Raw genomic sequence first — 20,258 nt, 5'->3', positions numbered from 1 at the left:
GATGCATGATCTGCTCTCCAGAAGGGACGGTCTGGAGTGGTGTATCAGCGCAAGGTGGCCCTGGCGGGCTCGGCTCACATAGAGCTTGTCTCCGATGTGGTCCAGTTGCGTCCGGAGGACGCGATGTTCGACGCGATGCTGAGGGGCTGGAGGGCTCAGCAGAAGTCGCGAGGGCTGAAGGACGAGACGATCGACCCGCGGGAACGGCTGATCCGCCGGTTCCTCGAATTCGCGAACGAGTACCCGTGGCAGTGGACGCCGGCCCACCTGGACGAATGGTCGGCCTCGCTGACCAGCGAGAAGCATCTGGCGCCGTCCACGATCCGCAGCTACCAGGGCACGGTTCGCCTGTTCACCGAACTCCTCATCGACGCCCGATACGGCTGGGGGCCGACATGCGAGGAAGCCTTCGGCACCTATCCGGTGGCGATCTGCCACGAGTGGAATACCCTCCCTCACCTGCAGGATTACGAAGGCGCCCCGGAAGCGCGGCCGTTCACAAGGGAAGAGCTGCAGCGGTTCCTCGACTTCGCCGACGACCAGGTCGCACGCGCCGTGAAGTCCAAGCGCAAGGGGGCTCTCGCCGCCTATCGGGACGCCACACTGTTCAAGGTCATCTATGGGTGGGGGCTTCGCCGGACCGAGACGTCCAAGCTCGATGTGGTCGACTTCGGACGCAACGCGCAGGCACGGCAGTTCGGCCGGTACGGCACGCTCAACGTCCGCTTCGGCAAGGCGAAGAAGGGCCAGCCGCCGCGCCGGCGGAACGTGCTGTCGGTGATGGACTGGGCTGTCGAGGCGGTCGCCGACTACGTCGAGAACGTTCGCCTCCGCTTCGGATTCCCCGATCACCCCGCTCTGTGGATCACGGAACGTGGAGGCCGCCTCCAGCCCGGCTCCATCAACGACCGGTTCGAGGCATACCGCGACGCCCTGAGGCTCCCAAAAGACCTGACTCCGCACTCAATCCTGCATTCTTACGCCACTCATCTGACCGAGGACGGGGTCGACCGCCGGTTCATCCAGCAGCAGGTCGGTCATGAGTGCGACAGCTCCCTGGCCATCTACACGCACGTCAGCGATGACTTCATGAACACTTCCCTGCACAAGGCACTGGCTCCGGCGTTCGCCGGGGCCTGACAGGAGGGATCCGGCGATGGCCGCCAAGCTCGACTACCACTGGCACCTGCGCAAGGTCATGGCGGACCGCGGGATGTTCTCCACCACCGATCTCATCCCTCCGCTCGCCGAACGCGGCATCAGCCTGTCGTCGAGCCAGGTCTACCGGCTCGTCGTCGAGCGGCCGGAGCGACTGAGCCTGAAGATCCTCATGGCCCTGCTCGACATCCTCGACTGCACCATGGACGACCTCATCGAGCCCGTCGCGGCGGCTGGGGCCGTGAAGAAGCCGAAGAAGGCGGCCGTCGGCAGCGGCACGGCATCCGGTTCGGAGGGACTTGGTGGACTGCGGCCCAAGCGTGCCAGGATCAGGGGTGTTGACCGGTCATGACCACCGCTGACCATCTCGAACGCGCCGTCGCGGACCCGATCGGCCTGATCACTGACCTCGTCTCAGCTTGACTCTGTCGGGGATCTTGGAGTTTCCCGGTGCGGCAGCGCGGTGAACGGGCATGCTCGGGTAGTTCCGCCGACCGATGCAGCTGTCGAGGTGCCCGTTGTCCCTTCGCCCCCGTTCCGGTGAGCAAGTCCCGCCCCTGACTGCGCAGGTCGCACGCGCGAGCAACCCGGTTGGCACGACGGCGATATGGGTGCGTGACCGTCTCGATGGGCTGTGGTGTGACGAGGACTTCGCCGACTGGTACCCGCGTGACGGGCGTCCGGGTCTCTCGCCAGCTCAACTGGCTACCGTCTGCGTGCTGCAGTTCCTGCTCGGCCTCTCGGACCGGCAGGCCGCCGAGGCGGTCCGCTGCCGCATCGACTTCAAGTACGCGATGGCCATGGAGCTGGACGACCCCGGCTTCCACCACAGCGTGCTGACTGATTTCCGCGACCGTCTCGCTGAAGACGACCGTGCCGACCGTCTCCTTGACCTTGCACTGGCCCGTCTCAAAGAGGCCGGCCTGGTACGCGAGCGCACCACCCAACGCACCGACTCCACCCATGTCCTGGCCGCGGTGCGGGACCTCACCCGTCTGGAGCTGATCACCGAGGCGGTCCGCGCCGCCCTGGAAGAAGTCGCCGGCAGCTCCCCGCACCTGCTGGACGAGCTGGTCGACGAGGATTGGGGACGCCGCTACGGCCGGCCGGTCCGCCTGGGCAAGAATCCCACCAAGCCCAAGACCAGGATCCTTGCCACGGGACAAGATGCCGTCCGGCTCCTGGAGCACCTCTACCAGCAGGGGACAGGCCGCACGTCGGGCCCTCGTATCCAGGCCCTGCGCCAGATCTTGGTGCAGAACTACCACCATGACGCCGCGGGAAAGCTGGGCTGGCGCACCGCCGAGAAGGAAGGCGGGCCGGGGCTGCCGCCCTCGTCCCGTGCAGTCGTCTCTCCCTACGACACCTCGGCCCGCTACGCACGGCATGGACACATCATCAGCTGGAAGGGGTTCTCCGCTCACCTGACCGAGACCTGTGCTCCCGACGGCCCCAACGTGATCACGGACGTGGCCACCACCGCGGCCACCACCCACGACAGTAAGGTCCTGCCCGGCATCCACACCCGCCTGGCCCGACGCGAACTCCTGCCCGCCGAGCACCTGGTCGACGGCGGCTACACCTCCCTGCCCCACCTGGAACAAGCCGCCCGTGAACACCAGGTCACCGTCTCCGGGCCGCTGAACAGCAACCCCACCCGGCAGCACCGCCAGAATGAGGGCTTCGCCCGGGACGACTTCAACATCGACTACGACCGCCAGCAGGTCACCTGCCCTCAGGGACAGGTCAGCGCGGGCTGGCACGGCCCCTACCCGACCTCCTCGCCCACTGCCGCCCCGCTGATCGTGGCCAGGTTTACCAAGAGCCAGTGCCGCCCCTGCCCGGCCCGCACTCAGTGCACCACCACCGCCGACAGCGCCCGCACCGTGGGCTTTCCCCCGCGAGAACTCCGCGACCTGCAACTCCGCGTCCGCACCGAGCAGCAGACGCCCGAGTGGAAAGCCCGCTACGCGGCCCGCTCCGGAGTGGAAGGCACGGTCAACGAGTTCGCCCACGGCCACGGCATACGACGCTGCCGCTACCGCGGCCAGGGAAAAGCTCACATCCAGCACGTCCTGACAGCCATCGCCGTCAACATCGAGCGCCTCAGCGGACTGTCACCGGCTGAGGAAGCACCGGCACCCCGCCGACCGACAGCCTTCCAGAACTACCTTGACCAGCGCGAGCTACCCCGACCGAAATCCTGGCGAACTCTGGGCATCTGACCTCGACAGCTCCAAGATCCCCGACAGAGTCAAGCTCAGACGTCGAGAAGGGACTCGACGCCGAGGCCATCCGGGCTGTGGTCACCGCGGTCGCGGGCCGTCGCGCGAAGTCGCGGCGCCTGGCGGAGGCCCTGGCGATGCGGCCCGCCGTCCTGACCGACGGCCGTTCCCCGGCCCCCCGGGCCATCGGCGATCTGCTCACCGGGCTCCGCAGGGTCGGCGCCTCGGCGATCTCACCGCCGGTCTGCGCCGAGTGCGGCAAGAAGCTGCGAACCTTCCAGCGGCAGGGCCAGGACTGGTACTGCTCGGTCTGCGGGCAGGAAACCACCGAGTGCACCGCCTGCGGCAACGTCCGACGCATCGGCTTCCGGGACCGCAAGGGCCTGCCGCGCTGCAAGATGTGTCCCGACAACGACAACCGCGATCCGGTCACGGTCGTCCACGAGGTGATCACCGCGATCGCCCCGGACGCCGACCGCGACGTGATCGCCGAAGCCCTCCGCCGGACGGCACCCCAGCGTCCCACCTATCGGCAAAGAGTGGTCTGGGCTCTGGAGGAGAACCCCTGTCTACTGACCGGAGAGGGCTATCTGGCGCCGCATCGCGCCATCCTGCGGTTCATCGACCTGCTGCACGAGGCAGGCGTCGCCGGGATCGTCCGGCCCGCCTGCCCTCGCTGCCACCGGGTTGTCCGTATTGACAAGCCGCTGGAGGGGCAGCGGGTCTGCCGCAACTGCATCGCCAAGTCCCGCATCGAAGAATGCGTACGCTGTGGTGCTCGGCGCGAACCGGCCACCCGTGACGCCCAGGGGCGACCGCTGTGTCCGAACTGCCTGATCAGGGAACCGGCCAACCGGGAGACGTGCACCGTCTGCGGCGAGTCACGCATGGTCAGCTGCCGCACCGCCGAGGGGCCGATCTGCCCGAACTGCCGCCCCTTGCCCATACTGCTCTGCTCGATCTGTGGCCGCACCGGTCCCTGCACACTCTCGAAGCTCACCGGCCTGCCCCGCTGCGGCGGCTGTGACCGACGCCCGGCTCACTGCACTGTCTGCGGCCGACTGCGTGGTATCCACTCCGGCACCGCCGACGCCCCCGTCTGCGGCCCCTGCACCACACCGGATGCCGGGCTCTGGCGCCCATGCCCCACCTGCGGACAAGCCGAACGGCTGCACGCTCCTGGCCCGTGCCCCCGCTGCACCCTCAAGCAGCGGCTCCACGAGATCCTCGCCGATGACACCGGCTCCGTATCCCCGAAGCTGCGACCCCTCCATGACGACCTGGCCAGTACCGAACGGGCCGGCACCGCGATGAGCTGGCTCTCCAAGGGCATCGTCGCTACCGTTCTGTCCGACCTCGGCTCCGGTCGCCGGCCCCTCAGCCACGAGGCCCTGGACGAACTCCCCGAAGGCAAGGTCGTCGAGCACATCCGCAGCGTTCTCGTCGCCACCGGGGCCCTGCCCAAGCGGGATGAGCAGATGGTCCGTCTCGAACGGCACGTGAAGGACCTCGTTGCCTCCCATGCGACCGTCGAGGGACGGAAAATCCTGCACCGGTACGCGACTTGGCACCTTCTGCGCCGGCTTCGCCGTCGCAGCCGTGGCAAGGAGATCACGCACTACCAGCTCCAGGTCGCACGGCAACATCTGCGGGCGGCCGTCTATCTCCTGAACTGGCTCGCGGGCCGGAACCTGACCCTTGCCACCTGTCGCCAGACCGACCTTGAGCGCTGGATGACCAGCGACGACGTCCGTCTTCGCCTGGAGGCGGGCCACTTCGTGCGCTGGGCGCTTTCCCAGAAGATCGCCCGCGATCTCAGCATTCCGGCCGTGAGATGGAACGGCCCATCCCAGGCGATGGACGTCGAGGCTCGCTGGGACACCGCTCGTCGCCTGCTGGACGACGACACCCTCAAGTCCGAAGACCGCCTCGCCGGCCTGCTGTTGCTCCTCTATGCGCAGTGGCCCGCGGCGATCTCCCGGCTCACCGTCGACCATATCGAGGAGACGGACGGAGTGGTCCGCATCCGCCTCGGCGCCGTTCCGGTGGACCTGCCCGCGCCCGTTGCTGAACTGGCCCTCCAGCAGGTCGAGTTTCGCCGCAGCCATGCCGTCCTCGGCCGGACAGACTCGCCCTGGCTCTTCCCCGGAGGCCAGCCCGGCCGCCCGATCAGTGCCTGGGCCATGGGCGAACGGCTCCGCAAACTCGGCATCCGGCTCGCGGAGAGCCGCTCGACCGCGCTGTTCCAGCTCGCCACCGAACTGCCCGCCGCAGTCCTCGCCAGAACCCTCGGCATCGACATCACCGTCGCCGTCAAATGGCAGCGAGCCGCCGCCGGAGACTGGGGCGCCTACGCGGCCGAAGTCAGCCGCCGGACGACTGCCGAGCAAACGTGATCTAGCGCAGAGCGAGGAGCCCTGCTTCGGTCGGTCTGAAGCCGCACGCGTCGAAGTAGAAAGGACGCAGATGCCCTTCAAAGTCAACGTGGAGCCATTCGCAGTCCGCTGCACGGGCGCCTTGGGCCGCGGCCGTCACGAGTCCGGTCCCGACACCGGTCTTGCGCATGTCCTGGGCGACCATCGTGTCGAGAACGAAGGCATGGACGCCACCGTCCCAGGCGACGTTGACAAACCCTACGAGCCTGCCGTCGTTTCGGGCACAGACCCAGCCGAGGCTGTGACGCTGCACTCGTGTCTGCCAATCGATGTTCCCCTGAACGTGACCGAACGCCTCCGCGTGGAGCGCGTTGACGGCGGCATTATCGACATCACCGCGCCACTCATACGTGATCGTCATGGGCCGCATCGTAGGCCGCGAGGCGCCCGATCCACCCCTGCCCTTTGGGGCCCATGCCCCTTCAGACCGAGGCATTCCGGGGGTTCCGATACCCGACTCCACCATTACGGGTCAGCCAGGATCGGCGGCGCGACGCCGTGGACCGGGTGGTGGCCCTGCAGTTCGACCGTAACGGCACCCGCGTGTGGCGCAAGGCCCAGTCGCTTCTGGACTCCGAACACGTGCGGCGGGCGATCGGAGAAGTCAGCGTTCCCTACGGTGTCTGCCAGGAGCCGTCGAACGTCGCGGCCGGCGGACAGAGCTGCCCCGTCCGGTTCCGCTGTGTGGGCTGTGACCACTTCCGCACTGACGTGTCCTACCTGCCCGACCTCCAGGCGTACCTGTCTGACCTGCTGCGCAGCCGGGAGCGGCTGATGTCGGCGTTCGCCGCCGACGACTGGGCCCGCAGCGAGGCGATGCCCTCCCAGGAGGAGATCCGCCGGGTACGCCGGCTGATCGAGCGGGTCAAAGCCGATCTCGATGATCTCACTGCCGAGGAGCAGGCCCAGATCGGCGAGGCCGTCGCCGTCGTACGCCGCAGTCGGAGCGTGATGCTCGGCATGCCCCGCATCGGCCAGCCCTTGCCCGACGTCCACACCACGAGGACCGCATGAGCACAGCCATGGCAGACGGCCGCCGCGCGGATGGTGAACGCCGTCGCCAGCGCGTGAAGAGCGCCATCCAGCACGCCGCACAGGACGGCACTGCGATCAGTGTGAGTGGCATCGCCCGCCAAGCCGGCGTCGACCGTACCTTCCTCTACCGTCACCGCGACCTGCTCGCCCTCATCCACGCCGCCGAGCTCCAGCCGCCCGAGACGGACCCCTCGGCCGGGCCCCCGGTCGGCCTGGCCTCGCTCCAGGCCGACCTCGCCAACGCGCACGCGCGCAACACCCGGCTCGTCACCCAGACCCGGCGTCTGGAACGTCGGCTCTCGGAGCTCATGGGCGAGCAGGCGTGGCGGGAATCAGGACTCGGTGCCCCCGCCGACCAAGAGGTGCTGCAACGTCAGGTCTCCCACCTGGAGCAGGCGAACACCGAACTGTCGGCGCGGCTGGAGGAGAGGGACGCGGAGTTGGAGGCTGCCCGCGCAGCCAACCGCGAGCTCACCCGGGCCCTGAACCAGAAGGGAGCCGCGGAGGGGTAGCTCAGGTCGATGGGCAGCAGCGGCAGGCCGTCGTCCACCGCGGCGGCCTTTGCACGTCAGCGGGGTCTGCGCCTACTCCGGCGGCTTCGAGTTTTCTGGGCTGGTGATTACGCTGCGGGGCATGACGGCGGTGGAGAAAAGTGATCTGACCGGGCGGGCGCGGTTGCGGGAGGCAGCGCTGGAGCTGTTCGCGGAGCGAGGGTTCGAGGCAACTTCGACGCGATCGGTCGCAGCGGCTGCGGGGCTGTCGCCGGCGCTTGTGACCCGGCACTTCGGATCGAAGGAGGGGCTGAGAGCCGCTGTCGACGAGTACGTACTGGACCGAATCGGCAGGGAGTTGGCGGAGGTGGGCCCGAATGCCGGTCTGATGGACTCGCTCGGCAAGGTGTCCGCCCGGCTGTTCGGGGCGGATCCAGTGCTGCGCGGCTACCTGCGGCATGTGCTGTTGGAAGACAGTGTGGCGAGCGCCGACTTGTTCGGGCGGCTTCTGAGCGGCGCCCGGATGGAGGTGGAGCGGTTGTCATCGGCGTATGACCAGCAGGCACCGGACGATGAATGGGCCCCGTTTCAGGTTCTGTGCCTGATCCTGGGGCCCCTGCTGCTGGAGCGGGTGATGCAGCCCCATCACGACGGGCCGCTGTTCGCTCCACAGGCGCTGGCGCGCCGCAGTGCGGCCAACCAACACCTGCTCTTGCAGGGCTTTTACGGCTCGCTGGGGGACGGAACAGGGGGATAGCCCCAATGCGGGTGTGTACAAGTGTTGAGCATGCTGAACACATGAACACACCCGATTCCGGTACACCTGCTCCGGTACCGCGTCAGGTCCGCCGTCTGAACTGGCTGGACAACTTACGGATCGCCCTGACGGTCCTCGTCGTCATTCACCACGCAGCTCAGCCCTACGGGCCAGAGGACTGGTGGTACGCGGAGGGACAGCCGCGCACGCCGGCCCTGGCCACGCTGTCCGCAGTCGACGGCTCGTTCTTCATGAGCCTGTTCTTCTTCGTCTCCGCGGTCTTCGTGCCCAGCTCCTGCCGGCGGCGGGGCTTCTGGCGGTTCCTGAAAGGCCGTCTGGTCCGGCTGGGTATCCCCGTGGTGGTCGGTGCACTGACGATCGTTCCCGGTCTGATGTACGCGTACTACGTTCACTATCGCGGCTACCCTCCGATCTCCTTCCCTCGATACTTCCTCGATGTCTACCTCGGGCTGGGGGAGAAACCCACGGACTGGACGGGACCGTCCTGGCCGGACCTGCAGTTCGGGCACCTGTGGTTCATCCAGAACCTGCTGGCCTACACCGTGTTGTACATGGTCTGCAGCCGTGTTGGCCGCCTGCTACAGCGCTACAACCGTGGCGGACGCGTGCGTGGTGCGCGGTCGGCGCCCGGGCACCGGGCATTGGCTGGGCTGACCGCTGCGATTGCGGCCGCCACCTTCCTCGTCCGGCTGTGGTACCCGCTGGACGAGTGGGTCCCAGTGCTGGATTTCCTGCAGGTTGAGCCCGCCCGGGTGCCGCAGTACGCGACCTTCTTCATCCTCGGTGTGCTGGCGTATCGCTGCGCCTGGCTGGAGGGGTTCGACGCCCGTGTCGGCTGGGTGTGGTTGGGCGGTGGCCTGGCCGGAACCGCCGTGCTGTTCGTCATCGGAGCGGACGCGGCCTGTTTCGCGCCTGGCGGTTTCAACGGGCCCGCCCTGGCGTGGGCGGCGTACGACAGCGCGCTGTGTGTTTCGCTGTGCGTCGGGCTGCTGACGGTGTTCCGGGAGGCAGTCACCCCCAGAAGCCGACTGTCCGCGGAACTCGCAGCGGACTCCTACGGTGTGTACATCCTTCACGTACCCCTGGTGGTGGCCACGCAGTACTGCCTGACGGACCACGGATTGACCGCGGCCGGCGCCTGGGTGACGACCAGCGTGCTCGCCCTGGCACTGACCTTCCCGCTGGCAGCCGGACTGCGCCGACTTCCCGGCTTCCGCCGGGTGCTGTAATCACCCGAGCTATGTGGCTGACCGAGCGGACGCCTCGGCGGCTGCGGTCTGACCGTCGCGGGGCTTCACCTGAACTGGCGATACCACCACACCTGTTGCACCTGCTAGCGTCAATGAAACCGACGCTGAGCTGCATGAAGCCCCATTGGCTGGCCCCACGCCACAGTCGCTCCCCCAGAGAAGGTCTGACCATCGGGGACACGCACGAGTACGAGCACCCCTTCGCCTTCGACACCCTGGAGGAGCCGTACGAGCACCTCACCGGTGTCGTCGAGTCCTACCTCGGCCGCCCCCTGCCGCGCATCCGCCGCCGGTGGGCCGGGGTCTACGCCCAGTGCACCGACACCAGCCGCGTCGTCCACCGCCGGCAGGTGCGCGACGGCGTCTGGCTGGTCACCGGGCCCGGCGGGCGCGGTATGACGTGCTCGCCCGCCATCGCCGAAGCGACCGCAGACGAACTGGGCTGGTGACACGCATGACAACGACGCAGAACAACAGGCTGGACCTCGTCGTCCTGGACATGGCCGGCACGACGGTCGCCGACGGCGGACTCGTGGAGGAAGCCTTCTCCGCCGCCGCCGAACACCTCGGCGTACGCCCCGGATCGACGGAGCACGCGGCCCAGCTCGACCACGTACGCGCCACCATGGGCGAGTCCAAGATATCCGTCTTCCGGCACCTGTTCGGAGACGAGGAGACGGCCCGCCGTGCCAACACCGCCTTCGAGGAGGCGTACGGGGCCCTGGTCGACGGCGGCCGTATCGCTCCGCTGCCCGGGGCGCGCGAGACCGTGGAGCGGCTCACGGCCGAGGGCCGCACCGTCGTCCTGACCACCGGCTTCGCCCGCACCACCCAGGACGCCATCCTGGCCGCCCTGGGCTGGCAGGACCTCGTCCCGCTGACGCTCTGCCCGGCCGACGCGGGCGGCAGGGGCCGACCGTACCCGGACATGGTCCTCGCGGCGTTCCTGCGTACGGGCGCCGTGGACGACGTCCGGCGGATCGTCGTGGCGGGGGACACCTCCTACGACATGGTCAGCGGCGTACGCTCCGGGGCCGGAATCGTCGCGGGCGTCCTCACCGGAGCGCACGACAAGGACCAGCTGGCCCGGAACGGGGCCACGCACCTCCTCGGTTCGGTCGCGGAACTTGCGGATCTCGTCGCCCGGGCCGAAGCGTGAGCGGCGCGACGGCCTCCGGCATCCGCTTCGACCAGGTCACGGTCGCCTACGGCCGCACCGTCGTCCTGGACGGGCTCGACCTGACCGTCGAGCCCGGCGAGGTCATGGCACTCCTCGGCCCCTCGGGCTCCGGGAAGACCACCGCCCTGCGCGCCGTCGCCGGATTCGTGACGCCCGACTCCGGGCGGGTGTTCCTCGGCGACCGCGACGTGACCGCTCTGCCCCCGCACCGCCGGGGCATCGGCATGGTCGTCCAGCAGTACGCGCTCTTCCCACACATGCGGGTCCGGGAGAACGTCGCCTTCGGTCTCAAGGCACGCAAGGCCGCCAGGGCCGAGATCGCGGACCGGGTCGCCGAGGCCCTCGAACTCGTCGGCATGGCCGCCTACGCCGACCGCCACCCCCGCGAGCTCTCCGGAGGCCAGCAGCAGCGCGTCGCCATCGCCCGCGCGCTCGCCATCCGCCCCGGGGTGCTGCTGCTCGACGAGCCGCTCTCCGCGCTGGATGCCCAGCTGCGCTCCGGGATGCTCGCCGAACTCGCCCGCCTGCACCGCGAACTGCCGGACGTCTCCATCCTCTACGTCACCCACGACCAGGTCGAGGCCCTGACCCTGGCCGACCGGATCGCCGTCATGGACCGCGCGCGGCTCCAGGACTGCGACACCCCGCAGGAGTTGTACCGCCGCCCGCGCACGGAACTCACAGCCTCCTTCGTGGGCAACGCCAACCTGCTGCCGGTCACGGTCGGAGCCCTGCCCGGCAGCGCCGACTTCGCCGGGCACCCGCTCTCCGTCACCCCCGGTGAGGCGGCTGCCGGCGCCGCGGCGACCCTCTGCGTCCGGCCGCACCTGGTCGGACTCGGCCCCGGGCCCAACGCGGTCACCGGCACCCTCGCCGAGGTCCAGTGGCGTGGCTCGACCCACCGGCTGCACGTCGACACGGGCGGCCACCGCGTCAAGGCGGACGTGCCGGAACTGCGCGAGGTGCCGGCCCTCGGTGGCGAGGTCACCCTGCACTTCGCGGCGGAGGACGCCGTCCTCATCCCGGCGGGGGCAGGCTGGGCGCCGCCCGTCCGCGCCGCCTCCGCCCCCTCCTCGGTGGGCTCCGGTGCCTAAAGCCTCCGCGATACGCAGCCAGCCCGGTCCGCCCGCGATAGCCGTCCCCGGATGCGCGGGGACACCACCGCAGGGCCCCGCCCCGCGGGGCCCCCGGCGCGTCCCGGTGTCCCTCTGGGCCGTGCCGCCCGTCGCCGCCCTGGCGCTGGCCTTCCTCTACCCGCTGGCCCTCGTCGTCCAGCAGTCCTTCACCCCGGACGAGGGCGGCACCTCCCTCGCCCCGTACACCGAGGTCTTCGCCTCCGAGTCCTTCCGGTCGGCGCTCACCACGACCGTCTGGCTCGCGCTGGGCTCCACCACGGGCTGTCTCGTCCTCGGATTCGTCCTGGCCCTGGTCATCGCCTTCGTGCCCTTTCCGGGCGCCCGGGCGGTGGCCCGGTTCATCGACGTCTTCCTCTCCTTCCCGTCCTTCCTGATCACGCTCGCCCTGCTGTTCGTCTACGGCACCGTCGGCATGGCCAACGGCGTCTGGACGGGCGTCACCGGAGCGTCCGACGGCCCCTTCCACTTCCTCACCACGCCCTGGGGCGTCCTGCTCGCCGAGATCACCTACTTCACCCCGTTCGTCATGCGCCCCCTGCTCGCCGCCTTCTCCCAGCTCGACACCGCGCAGCTGGAGGTGGCGTCCTCGCTCGGCGCCCGGCCGGCCCGCATCGTGCGCCGGGTGATCCTGCCCGAGGCGCTGCCGGCGCTCGCGGCGGGCGGCAGCCTGGTCCTGGTGATGTGCCTGAACGAGTTCGGGATCGTGCTGTTCACCGGCGCGAAGGGCGTCACCACGCTGCCGATGCTCGTCTACAGCAAGGCGATCCTGGAGTCGGACTACCCGGCGGCCTGCGTCGTCGCCGTCGTCAACATCGTCATCTCCGTCGGCCTCTACGGCCTCTACCGGGTGGTGAGCCGTCGTGCTGGTGCATAGCCGTGCCGGGAGGTGGGCCGTGGGCGCCCTCTTCCTCGTGCTCTTCGTCCCACTCTTCGCGGTGCCGCTGGCGGTCGTCGGCGCCGCGTCCTTCGCCACGAACTGGTCCGGCGCCTTCCCGTCGGGTCCCACCGGCGCGCACTACGCCGCGGCCACCGACGCCGACTCCCTCCAGGCACTGGGAACCAGCCTGATGACCGCTCTGGCGGCCAGCCTGATCGCCCTCACGGCAGGGAGCTGGGCCGCCCTCGCCGCCGCTTCCCTACGGAGGCGCGGGAGGCGGTTCATGGACGCCCTCTTCGTGCTCCCGGTCGCCGTGCCGTCCGTCGTCGTCGGTCTGTCGGTGCTGGTCGCCTTCAGCCGGCCGCCGGTCCTGCTGAACGGGACGCGCTGGATCGTCATCCTCGCGCACACCGTTCTCGTCACCGCGTTCGCCTACCAGTCGGTCTCGGCCGCGATCGTACGACTGGACCCCGTGTACGAACAGGCGGCGGCCGGGCTCGGCGCCCGCCCCGCGTATGTCCTGTGGCGGATCAGGCTGCCGCTGCTGCTGCCGTCGCTCACCGCGGCGGCAGGGCTCTGCTTCGCCCTGTCCATGGGCGAGCTGAGCGCCACGATGATGCTCTACCCGCCCGACTGGACCCCGCTGCCGGTGCAGATCTTCGCCGCCACCGACCGCGGTTCGCTCTTCACCGGTGCGGCGGTCGCCGTGGTCCTCATGGCGACGACGCTCCTCGTCCTGCTGGGCGTCTCCCGCATCCGGACCAGGGCCTCCTACCGCTGATCCGCCGGCATCCCCGTAACCGAACGACATCCTGGAGATACGACACCCATGCGCACGAACCTCCTCAAGCCCTTGGCCGCCGTGACCGGCTGCCTGGCCCTCGCCGGTCCCCTCTCCGCCTGCGGCGGCTCCTCCGCCGCCTCCGACGAGAAGGTCGTCACCGTCTACAGCGCCGACGGCCTCAAGGGCGAGAACGGCGACGGCTGGTACGACAGGGTCTTCGAGGACTTCGAGAAGAGGACCGGCATCAAGGTCAAGTACGTGGAGGGAGGTTCGGGGGAGGTGGTGCAGCGGACGCTGCGCGAGAAGTCCAACACGCAGGCGGACGTCCTCGTCACCCTCCCTCCCTTCATCCAGCGGGCTGCCTCCGAGAAGCTGCTGAGCGCCTACGCCCCGGCCGGCTCCGACCAGGTCGACGCCGCGGACAAGGCGCCCGACTCCACCTGGACCTCGGTCGTCAACAACTACTTCGGCTTCGTCCACAACAAGAAGGAGCTGGCCACCGCGCCCAGGAACTGGGAGGACCTGCTCGACGGCTCGTTCAAGGAGAAGGTCCAGTACTCCACCCCGGGCGTCGCGGGCGACGGGACCGCGGTGCTCATCAAGGCGATGCACGACTTCGGCGGCAAGGAGCCGGCGATGGAGTACCTCAAGAAGCTCCAGGCCAACAACGTGGGGCCGTCCGCGTCCACCGGAAAGCTCGCACCCAAGGTGGACAAGGGCGAACTCCTCGTCGCCAACGGTGACGTCCAGATGAACTTCGCCCAGTCCAAGGACATGCCCAACCTCGGCATCTGGTTCCCCGCGAAGAAGGGCGGCGCGTCCACCACCTTCGCCCTCCCGTACGCGGCGGGCCTGGTCGACCGGGCACCCCACTCGGCGAACGGCAAGAAGCTCCTGGACTTCATGCTGTCCGCCGATGCCCAGAAGGACGTCAGCGCGGTCGGAGGCGGCTTCGCGGCCCGCCAGGACGTGAAGGCCACCGACGCCAACGCCACCGAACTGGCCGCTCTGATGAAGGGCGTGGAGGTCTTCGAGCCCGACTGGTCCGACATCGGCACCAACCTGGACAGCTACGTGGACGCATGGAAGTCGGCCACCGGAAGCTGACCGTTGCCTGGCGGTTCACCGGAGCGTCCTGGACCGCCGGTGTTTCGTAGCGGAAGGATAACGGACGCGGTCGCCTCCTGGGCACCCGTCACCACCACGATCCTCTCCCCGAAGGTCGACACCCGGATCTCCACGCCGTCCGCCGAGTACGACACCGGCACCACCACCCGCGCGGTGGCCGAACTGCGTGACGGCGACCGGGACGCCGTCCTCGTCCACCTGGACAACATCGACCACGCGGGCCACAGCCACGGCGCGGCGAGCAGTCAGTACCTCACCGCGGTGCACGACGCCGACGCGCAGGTCGGCCGGATGGTCGCGGCGGTCAGGGCCAGGCCCTCGTACGCCTCGGAGGACTGGCTGATCATGATCACCGCCGACCACGGCCACACCGACGCGGGCGGTCACGGAGGCGCGAGCGCGTCGGAGCGGCAGACCTTCCTCATCGCCGCCGGCGGTGGCATCACCCCGGGCTCCATCCGCCACGACATCAAGATGCCCGACGTCGCCGTCTCCGCCCTCGTGCACCTCGGCATTCCTGTCGACCCCTCCTGGGGCCTCGACGGGCGGCCCCTCCAGCAGCCCGCGCCGGACGCCTTCGACGCCCTGCGCCCGAAGCTCGGGACCCGCGTCGACGAGACCGGAACCGGAGCCTCGGTCGTCGGATTCACCCACACGCCCCCCACGGGCTGGACCGTCGACAACAGCGCCATGGGTACCGGGGGCGTCACCGAGTGGCGCGGCTGGGCCTTCACCACCGACGAGTTCTGGACGGCGTCGGAGCGGGGGCAGGGGCGGGAGAACAACATCCGCGCCCGCAACGTCTTCGCGGTCGCCGACGGCGACGAATGGGTCGACAAGGGCCGCAGCGGCACCTTCGACTCCACTCTGATCAGCCCCGCATGGCAGGTCCGGGGCGGTTCCACCGCTGTCCTGCGCTACACCACGTACTACCGCCAGGAGGCTCCGCAGAAGGGTGAGGTCCTCGTCTCGTACGACGGCGGGGCTCCGGTCACCGTGAGGACGTACACCGGCGACGTCGCGTCGAGGGCCGAGGCGATCACGCTCCAGGTGCCCGCGGGCGTCTCCACCGCGCAGATCCGCTTCCGCTACACCGGTGGGAACAACTGGTACTGGACCGTCGACGCCGTCTCCCTGGGCGCCCCCTGACCGCCACCGGTGCCCGCCCGGGACCACCGGTGCCGTCTCCGTCCGACCGGAACCCGGGGGGACGGCCTATCCTGTCGGTACAGCACGATGCCGGGGGAGGGCGAGTGATGAACTGGTTCTGGGTGCTTCTCATCCTGTTCTGGACCGGGGGGTTCGCATGGGTGGCGGACAACGTCCGCACCGCGCTGCGCAACCGGCACGAGCGCAGGCTGGAGCTGATGCGGGAGGCGAAGCAGGAGCGTCTGGCCGTCGAGGCGGCGAACAGGATGCCGGAGCCGGTGTGCGGATGCACGCACCACCTCGCCAAGCACGAGAAGCGCGGCCGGTGCCATGAGCGGGTCGAGGTACCCACCGCCTGGGACGAGAACAAGAAGCCCCTGCGGTACGAGGCCGCGCAGTGCAACTGCCGTCAGTACGTCGGCCCGCAGCCGCTCTCGCAGGTGTTCGCGGACGAACTGACCGACCTGGCATGAGAGGTGCGCGAGGCGCTCCCGCCGGGAACCCCGGTGGGAGCGCCTCGCGTCCGGTCGGCCGGCGGCCTGCCGTGCCCGGCCGTCCGATGTCCGTCAGGCGGTGTTGTTGGCCAGGGCCAGCAGCCGCGCCTCCGTGCCGCTGAAGCGGTCGCGGTCCACGGCGCCGCTGATGCCGCTCACCGAGCCGGTGGAGCTGTACTGCCAGAAGGTCCAGTAGGGGAAGCCCGCCGGGATCGAGGGGCTGGCCGCGCTGGTCCAATGGGCCACGAAGAGAGGGCTCTTGGCGGACATGCCTCCCCAGCTGCCGGTGCAGGTGTTCCACCAGCTCGGGCTGGTGTAGATGACGACGTCGCGGCCCGTCTTCGCCTTGTAGGTGTTGTAGAAGTCGAGGATCCAGGTCCGCATCGCGGACGTCGACTTGCTGTAGCAGCCTCCTTCGAGGTCCAGCATCCCCGGGAGCGTCAGGTTGTCCCTGGACCATGCTCCGCCGTGGGCGACGAAGTAGTTGGCCTGGGCCGCGCCGCCCGAGAGGTTCGGGCGGGCGAAGTGGTAGGCGCCCCGGATCACGTTCCGGGCGTGGGCGTTCCCGTAGTTGGCGCCGAACCGGGGGTCCGTGTAGGTGGTCGACTCGGTCGCCTTGATGTAGGCGAACTTGATGCCCGCGGACTTGACCGATGCCCAGTTGATCGTCCCCTGGTAATGGGAGACGTCGATCCCGGGCAACTGCGTGGCCAGTGCTGCCGAGGCGCCTTCCGCCTCCGGCCTGAGCTGTCTGGTGTCCGGCACGAAGGCCGTGCCGTCCTCGGTGTAACCGATGCCCATGTACCCGGCGCCGAGGGGGATCGTGCTGCTCGAGGGTGCGGGCTGCGCGGCGGCCGGGCCTGCCGACACCGCCGGGGCGACGGCCACGCTCATGGCGATCGCCACGGCGGCCAGGACGGTCCGGCGGGCGGACCGGGGGGTGCGGACTCGGAACAACACGGATGCCTCCAGGCGCGTCGGGGGGTGCGGAAGACCAGTGCGGGGGTGTGCCCGCCGGCCGCGGGTCTACCCGCGTAGCCGGTGGGCTGTCGTGGACCGGTGCCCGGCGCTTCGGGACGACGGGGCGGTCGAGGTGGCAAGGGTGAGGACAGGCGGGTGTTCAGGCTGGTGCGTGTGCGTCACCGTCGTGTGACGTTGATGTGGACGCGTCATGAGTGACCCATGAACGGACCTGTGAAGTAAAGGGTTTTCAGGTTCCCTCTATGGTCCAGACCAGTGGTGCGATCGACGAGCTGCGGTGATGGCTCCGTACCGGGCGAAGAATTTCACGCGATGAAAACGTCCCGGCCCGCTTCGGCCTCGGGGGAAGGGCCGCCTGCCGTCCTTGGACGAGTGGCCGACGACCACCCCGGTGCTGTTGAGGGCGAGCGGTCCGGTCAGGGAGCGGTCGTCCGTCAGGTGGGCGAGCGCGCCCGTGCCGGACACCGCGTAGGAGGGCTTCACCGTGCGCGGGGCGCTGAACGTCCCGTCGTTGCCCAGCCACGACAGCTCGGCCGTACGACTGCCGGAACCGGTGCGGGTGAGCTCCAGCGGGTAGGTCCTGGAGCGGTTCGTCTCCTGCCCGCCCTCGCCCGGTGCACAGCGGTTGTAGACACCGGCGCCGGACTTCTCGGTGGCCAGGAGACCGGCGAGCCCCCGCAGACCGGGGCCTTCACGGCGTACGTGGTCGGCTCGGCGTTCTTCCTCAGCAGCTTCCAGGCCGCCGGGACGGAGATCAGACCGGCGCCCTGTGCGTAGGCCGGCTGATCGTCGAGGAATCCGGCCGAGCTGGTCAGGGCCGTGCGCAGCGCGGCCGGAGAGGCCTTCACGCCGGACTGCGACGCCGCGGACAGCAGCAGCGCGACGGCTCCGGCGGCCTGCGGTGAGGCCATCGAGGCGCCGTCGAACATGCAGTAGCCCGCAGGGAGTTCATAGCCTCGCCGGGGCCGGACGCCCACGCGCCGAGCAGCCGGGTCAGGGAGGCCTCGGCCCGGCGCAGATCCTCCTGCGGATCGGTGAAACGGGAGCACAGCCCGGGTTCGGGGCGGGGGTCGGTGCCGGAGGGGTGGCTCGGCGCAGGGCCCTCGGGACCGGCCACGGGCCGAGACGGTATTCCAAGATCGGACGACATGCCTCCAGCGTCGTCGCCACCCCACCGTCGCGCCATCACCTTCCGCCCCACAGGGGCGGGGGTGCGGTGACCGGGGCGACGTCCGGACAGTGCGACAGTGGACCTGCTCCGGCTCGCCGGCGGCCCCGCGCCCTTCACCGTGGAGCACGGGATCGGCCGGTCCCCCGCAGGAGTGCGAAGACACTGTCCTCGTCCCTGCGGGGGCGGGGCCGACCGGAAGGCGCGCTGTACATGACTGGGCACCAGGACCGTTGGGCGGAACTGACCGGCGGGCAGGCCGGAGAGGAGTACGCCCAGCGCTTCGCGCGGCTTGCCGAGTCGGGCCACGACATCCACGGCGAGGCGTCCTTCTGCGCCGCACTGCTGAGGCCCGCCGCCCGGGTCCTGGACGCCGGCTGCGGCACCGGCCGGATCGCGATCCGCCTCGCCGAACTGGGCCACCACTGCACCGGCGTGGACGTCGACCCCTCCATGCTGGACGTCGCCCGCCGCGAGGCCCCCGCGCAGCAGTGGCTCCTCGGCGACCTGGCCCGGCTGGACGCGCTCGGCCTGGAGCCGGGCTACGACCTGGTGCTCGCCGCCGGGAACGTCATCCCCCTGCTGGCCCCCGGCACCGAGCCCGACGTCATCCGGCACCTCGCCGCCGCACTGCGCCCCGGCGGCCTGCTGGTCACGGGCATGGGGCTGGACGCGGCGCACCTGCCGCTGCCGGAAGCGACGGTGACCCTGACGGAGATGGACCACTGGTGCGGGCGGGCCGGGCTGACGCTGCGACACCGGTACGCCACCTGGAGCGGCGACCCCTACCACGACGGAGGCGGCTACGCCGTCAGCGTGCACGCCCGCCCCGCCGCCTGACTTCGGCGGCGCGTCGGCCACGGTTGGCCCCGCCCGCCCGAACCCGGCCGGTCCCGGAGGTGATGCGCTCGCGCGGACGTCAGGTACGCCGAGACGCGCAGGCGCAGGCTGCGTCGTCGCGGTCGCCGCGTACCGCCAGGGCTTCGGCGCGGACCGAGGTGCCCGCGACGGCGACGGCGGCACCCGTGACGAGCGGGGTGCGCTCGGGGGGCTCGGTGTGACGGTCGCCTCGGTGTCAGGCGGGCCGTGGGCCGATGTCGTAGCGCTCCTTGACCAGCTCCAGGTGGAACCAGCTCTCCACCTCGCGCACCGCGGGCAGGGCCCGCATCTCCTCGAGGGTCGTGCGGACCGCGCCGATCGACTCCGCCGTGATCGTGCCGACCAGTTCGGCCCTGCCCAGGCATGTCGACAGGAAGGTCACCCGGGTGAGGCGCTCGACCTGTTCCGCCACCGCGGACGCCTCCCCGGCCACCCGCAGGCTGAAGCCGCACAGGAACCCCATCCCCAGGACGTCCGGGCGTACCAGGGCGACCACCTTGGCGACGCCGCCGTCGAGGAGGCGGAGCGTCCGCGACCGGGTGGCGCCGGCGGAAAGCCCCACGCGCTGGGCGAGCTCGGCGAAGGGGAGCCGGCCGTCGTCCTCCAGGGCGGCGAGGATCCGCTCGTCGAGGGTGTCCTGGACCGTGACGGTCGGCTCCTCCGTCAGGAGGTACGGGTCCTTGACGTGCCGGGTCGCCACCAGGGGGTCCACGGTCCGCACGCCCGGAGTCGCGCGGATGCGCTCGACGGCACGCTCCAGCTCGCCGAACCCCGCGGTCCGCAGCTCGGTCATGATCGCCCAGCGGCCGCTCGTCAGCGTCACGAACGGTGCCTGGGGGAGCGCGGCGATCGCCCGCGCCACCTCGGCCGCGGCGCCCTCGGTGCTGATGGAGAGGTGCGCGGAGGCGGACAGGCCGCGCACCGCCGGGTGCACGATCGCCACCACCCGTACGGCGCCCGACTCCTGCAGGCGCTGGACACGCATGCGGGTCGCCGGGCGTGAGAGGCCCACCCGCTGGGCCAGCGTCTCGTACGTGAGCCGCCCGTCCGTCTGCAGCTCCCGCACGATCGACAGGTCCGTCTCGTCGAGCTCCATGTGGTGATCCCCTC

At 70.1% G+C, this 20,258-nt stretch carries 21 protein-coding genes; 17 read left to right on the top strand and 4 right to left on the bottom strand.

Annotated features, from left to right (window positions below; all coding sequences use genetic code 11):
* Nucleotides 1-36: 36 nt before the first annotated feature.
* The 4 genes from B9S57_RS26020 to B9S57_RS26005 all read left to right on the top strand — a co-directional run bounded on the left by B9S57_RS26020 (nucleotide 37) and on the right by B9S57_RS26005 (nucleotide 5,779).
* Nucleotides 37-1,140 carry a tyrosine-type recombinase/integrase gene (locus tag B9S57_RS26020; RefSeq protein ID WP_103759647.1) on the top strand — a complete coding sequence of 368 codons (1,104 nt, stop codon included), beginning with the start codon at nucleotides 37-39 and terminating at the stop codon, nucleotides 1,138-1,140.
* 16 nt (nucleotides 1,141-1,156) lie between these two features.
* Nucleotides 1,157-1,510, top strand: coding sequence for a helix-turn-helix transcriptional regulator (locus tag B9S57_RS26015; protein ID WP_103759646.1), 354 nt, complete (start codon nucleotides 1,157-1,159; stop codon nucleotides 1,508-1,510).
* 259 nt (nucleotides 1,511-1,769) lie between these two features.
* Complete coding sequence (locus tag B9S57_RS26010) at nucleotides 1,770-3,383, top strand: IS1182 family transposase (protein ID WP_258036608.1); 1,614 nt, start codon at nucleotides 1,770-1,772, stop codon at nucleotides 3,381-3,383.
* Between the two features lie 77 nt (nucleotides 3,384-3,460).
* Nucleotides 3,461-5,779, top strand: coding sequence for a site-specific integrase (locus B9S57_RS26005; protein ID WP_219818593.1), 2,319 nt, complete (start codon nucleotides 3,461-3,463; stop codon nucleotides 5,777-5,779).
* Between the two features lies 1 nt (nucleotide 5,780).
* Here the strand turns inward: B9S57_RS26005 and B9S57_RS26000 are convergent, their stop codons facing one another.
* The gene (locus tag B9S57_RS26000; protein WP_103759644.1) at nucleotides 5,781-6,179 is read right to left on the bottom strand and encodes a GNAT family N-acetyltransferase; all 399 of its coding nucleotides are present in this window, start codon (nucleotides 6,177-6,179) and stop codon (nucleotides 5,781-5,783) included.
* Nucleotides 6,180-6,328: 149 nt separating this feature from the next.
* On the opposite strand from B9S57_RS26000, the gene B9S57_RS25995 reads away from it, so the two are divergent.
* The 12 genes from B9S57_RS25995 (at nucleotide 6,329) to B9S57_RS25940 (ending at nucleotide 16,099) form a co-directional block, all read left to right on the top strand.
* Nucleotides 6,329-6,832: a hypothetical protein gene (locus B9S57_RS25995; protein WP_258036607.1), complete on the top strand. Its 504-nt coding sequence runs from the start codon at nucleotides 6,329-6,331 to the stop codon at nucleotides 6,830-6,832.
* Entirely contained in the window at nucleotides 6,829-7,365 is a 537-nt protein-coding gene (locus B9S57_RS25990) for a DUF6262 family protein (protein WP_181011471.1), read from the top strand. The genes B9S57_RS25995 and B9S57_RS25990 overlap by 4 nt, the downstream gene beginning before the upstream one ends.
* A gap of 121 nt (nucleotides 7,366-7,486) precedes the next feature.
* A complete protein-coding gene (locus B9S57_RS25985) occupies nucleotides 7,487-8,101 on the top strand; it encodes a TetR/AcrR family transcriptional regulator (protein WP_103759782.1) in 615 nt (204 codons plus the stop codon).
* 41 nt (nucleotides 8,102-8,142) lie between these two features.
* Nucleotides 8,143-9,351: an acyltransferase gene (locus tag B9S57_RS25980; protein ID WP_103759642.1), complete on the top strand. Its 1,209-nt coding sequence runs from the start codon at nucleotides 8,143-8,145 to the stop codon at nucleotides 9,349-9,351.
* Between the two features lie 11 nt (nucleotides 9,352-9,362).
* Nucleotides 9,363-9,821 carry an FAD-dependent oxidoreductase gene (locus B9S57_RS25975; RefSeq protein WP_308457420.1) on the top strand — a complete coding sequence of 153 codons (459 nt, stop codon included), beginning with the start codon at nucleotides 9,363-9,365 and terminating at the stop codon, nucleotides 9,819-9,821.
* Nucleotides 9,822-9,826: 5 nt separating this feature from the next.
* Complete coding sequence (locus tag B9S57_RS25970; RefSeq protein WP_103759641.1) at nucleotides 9,827-10,531, top strand: phosphonatase-like hydrolase; 705 nt, start codon at nucleotides 9,827-9,829, stop codon at nucleotides 10,529-10,531.
* Nucleotides 10,528-11,646 carry an ABC transporter ATP-binding protein gene (locus B9S57_RS25965; protein ID WP_103759640.1) on the top strand — a complete coding sequence of 373 codons (1,119 nt, stop codon included), beginning with the start codon at nucleotides 10,528-10,530 and terminating at the stop codon, nucleotides 11,644-11,646. The genes B9S57_RS25970 and B9S57_RS25965 overlap by 4 nt, the downstream gene beginning before the upstream one ends.
* 37 nt (nucleotides 11,647-11,683) lie before the next feature.
* On the top strand, nucleotides 11,684-12,562 hold the full coding sequence (locus tag B9S57_RS25960) for a 2-aminoethylphosphonate ABC transporter permease subunit (protein ID WP_374935990.1): 879 nt from the start codon (nucleotides 11,684-11,686) through the stop codon (nucleotides 12,560-12,562).
* A complete protein-coding gene (locus B9S57_RS25955) occupies nucleotides 12,549-13,346 on the top strand; it encodes an ABC transporter permease (protein WP_103759639.1) in 798 nt (265 codons plus the stop codon). The genes B9S57_RS25960 and B9S57_RS25955 overlap by 14 nt, the downstream gene beginning before the upstream one ends.
* A 48-nt stretch (nucleotides 13,347-13,394) precedes the next feature.
* A complete protein-coding gene (locus B9S57_RS25950) occupies nucleotides 13,395-14,456 on the top strand; it encodes a 2-aminoethylphosphonate ABC transporter substrate-binding protein (RefSeq protein ID WP_103759638.1) in 1,062 nt (353 codons plus the stop codon).
* Between the two features lie 39 nt (nucleotides 14,457-14,495).
* On the top strand, nucleotides 14,496-15,626 hold the full coding sequence (locus tag B9S57_RS25945) for an alkaline phosphatase family protein (protein ID WP_258036604.1): 1,131 nt from the start codon (nucleotides 14,496-14,498) through the stop codon (nucleotides 15,624-15,626).
* Between the two features lie 107 nt (nucleotides 15,627-15,733).
* A complete protein-coding gene (locus B9S57_RS25940) occupies nucleotides 15,734-16,099 on the top strand; it encodes a hypothetical protein (protein ID WP_103759637.1) in 366 nt (121 codons plus the stop codon).
* Between the two features lie 93 nt (nucleotides 16,100-16,192).
* On the opposite strand, the gene B9S57_RS25935 is transcribed toward B9S57_RS25940, so the two are convergent.
* A complete protein-coding gene (locus B9S57_RS25935; protein WP_258036630.1) occupies nucleotides 16,193-17,077 on the bottom strand; it encodes a GH25 family lysozyme in 885 nt (294 codons plus the stop codon).
* 503 nt (nucleotides 17,078-17,580) lie between these two features.
* Nucleotides 17,581-18,030 (bottom strand): S8 family serine peptidase, encoded by a 450-nt coding sequence (locus B9S57_RS25930; RefSeq protein ID WP_103759636.1) that lies wholly within the window; start codon nucleotides 18,028-18,030, stop codon nucleotides 17,581-17,583.
* 452 nt (nucleotides 18,031-18,482) lie between these two features.
* Here B9S57_RS25930 and B9S57_RS25925 point away from each other — a divergent pair, with 452 nt between their 5' ends.
* Nucleotides 18,483-19,109: a bifunctional 2-polyprenyl-6-hydroxyphenol methylase/3-demethylubiquinol 3-O-methyltransferase UbiG gene (locus B9S57_RS25925; RefSeq protein WP_103759635.1), complete on the top strand. Its 627-nt coding sequence runs from the start codon at nucleotides 18,483-18,485 to the stop codon at nucleotides 19,107-19,109.
* 235 nt (nucleotides 19,110-19,344) lie between these two features.
* On the opposite strand, the gene B9S57_RS25920 is transcribed toward B9S57_RS25925, so the two are convergent.
* Nucleotides 19,345-20,244 carry an Lrp/AsnC family transcriptional regulator gene (locus B9S57_RS25920; protein WP_103759634.1) on the bottom strand — a complete coding sequence of 300 codons (900 nt, stop codon included), beginning with the start codon at nucleotides 20,242-20,244 and terminating at the stop codon, nucleotides 19,345-19,347.
* Between the last annotated feature and the right edge of the window lie 14 nt (nucleotides 20,245-20,258).

Origin of the sequence: Streptomyces sp. SM10 (assembly GCF_002910915.1) — a bacterium.
Taxonomy (GTDB): Bacteria; Actinomycetota; Actinomycetes; order Streptomycetales; family Streptomycetaceae; genus Streptomyces.
Note: the sequence above shows the minus strand (reverse complement) of the source record. Positions and strands in the feature narration are given on the sequence as shown.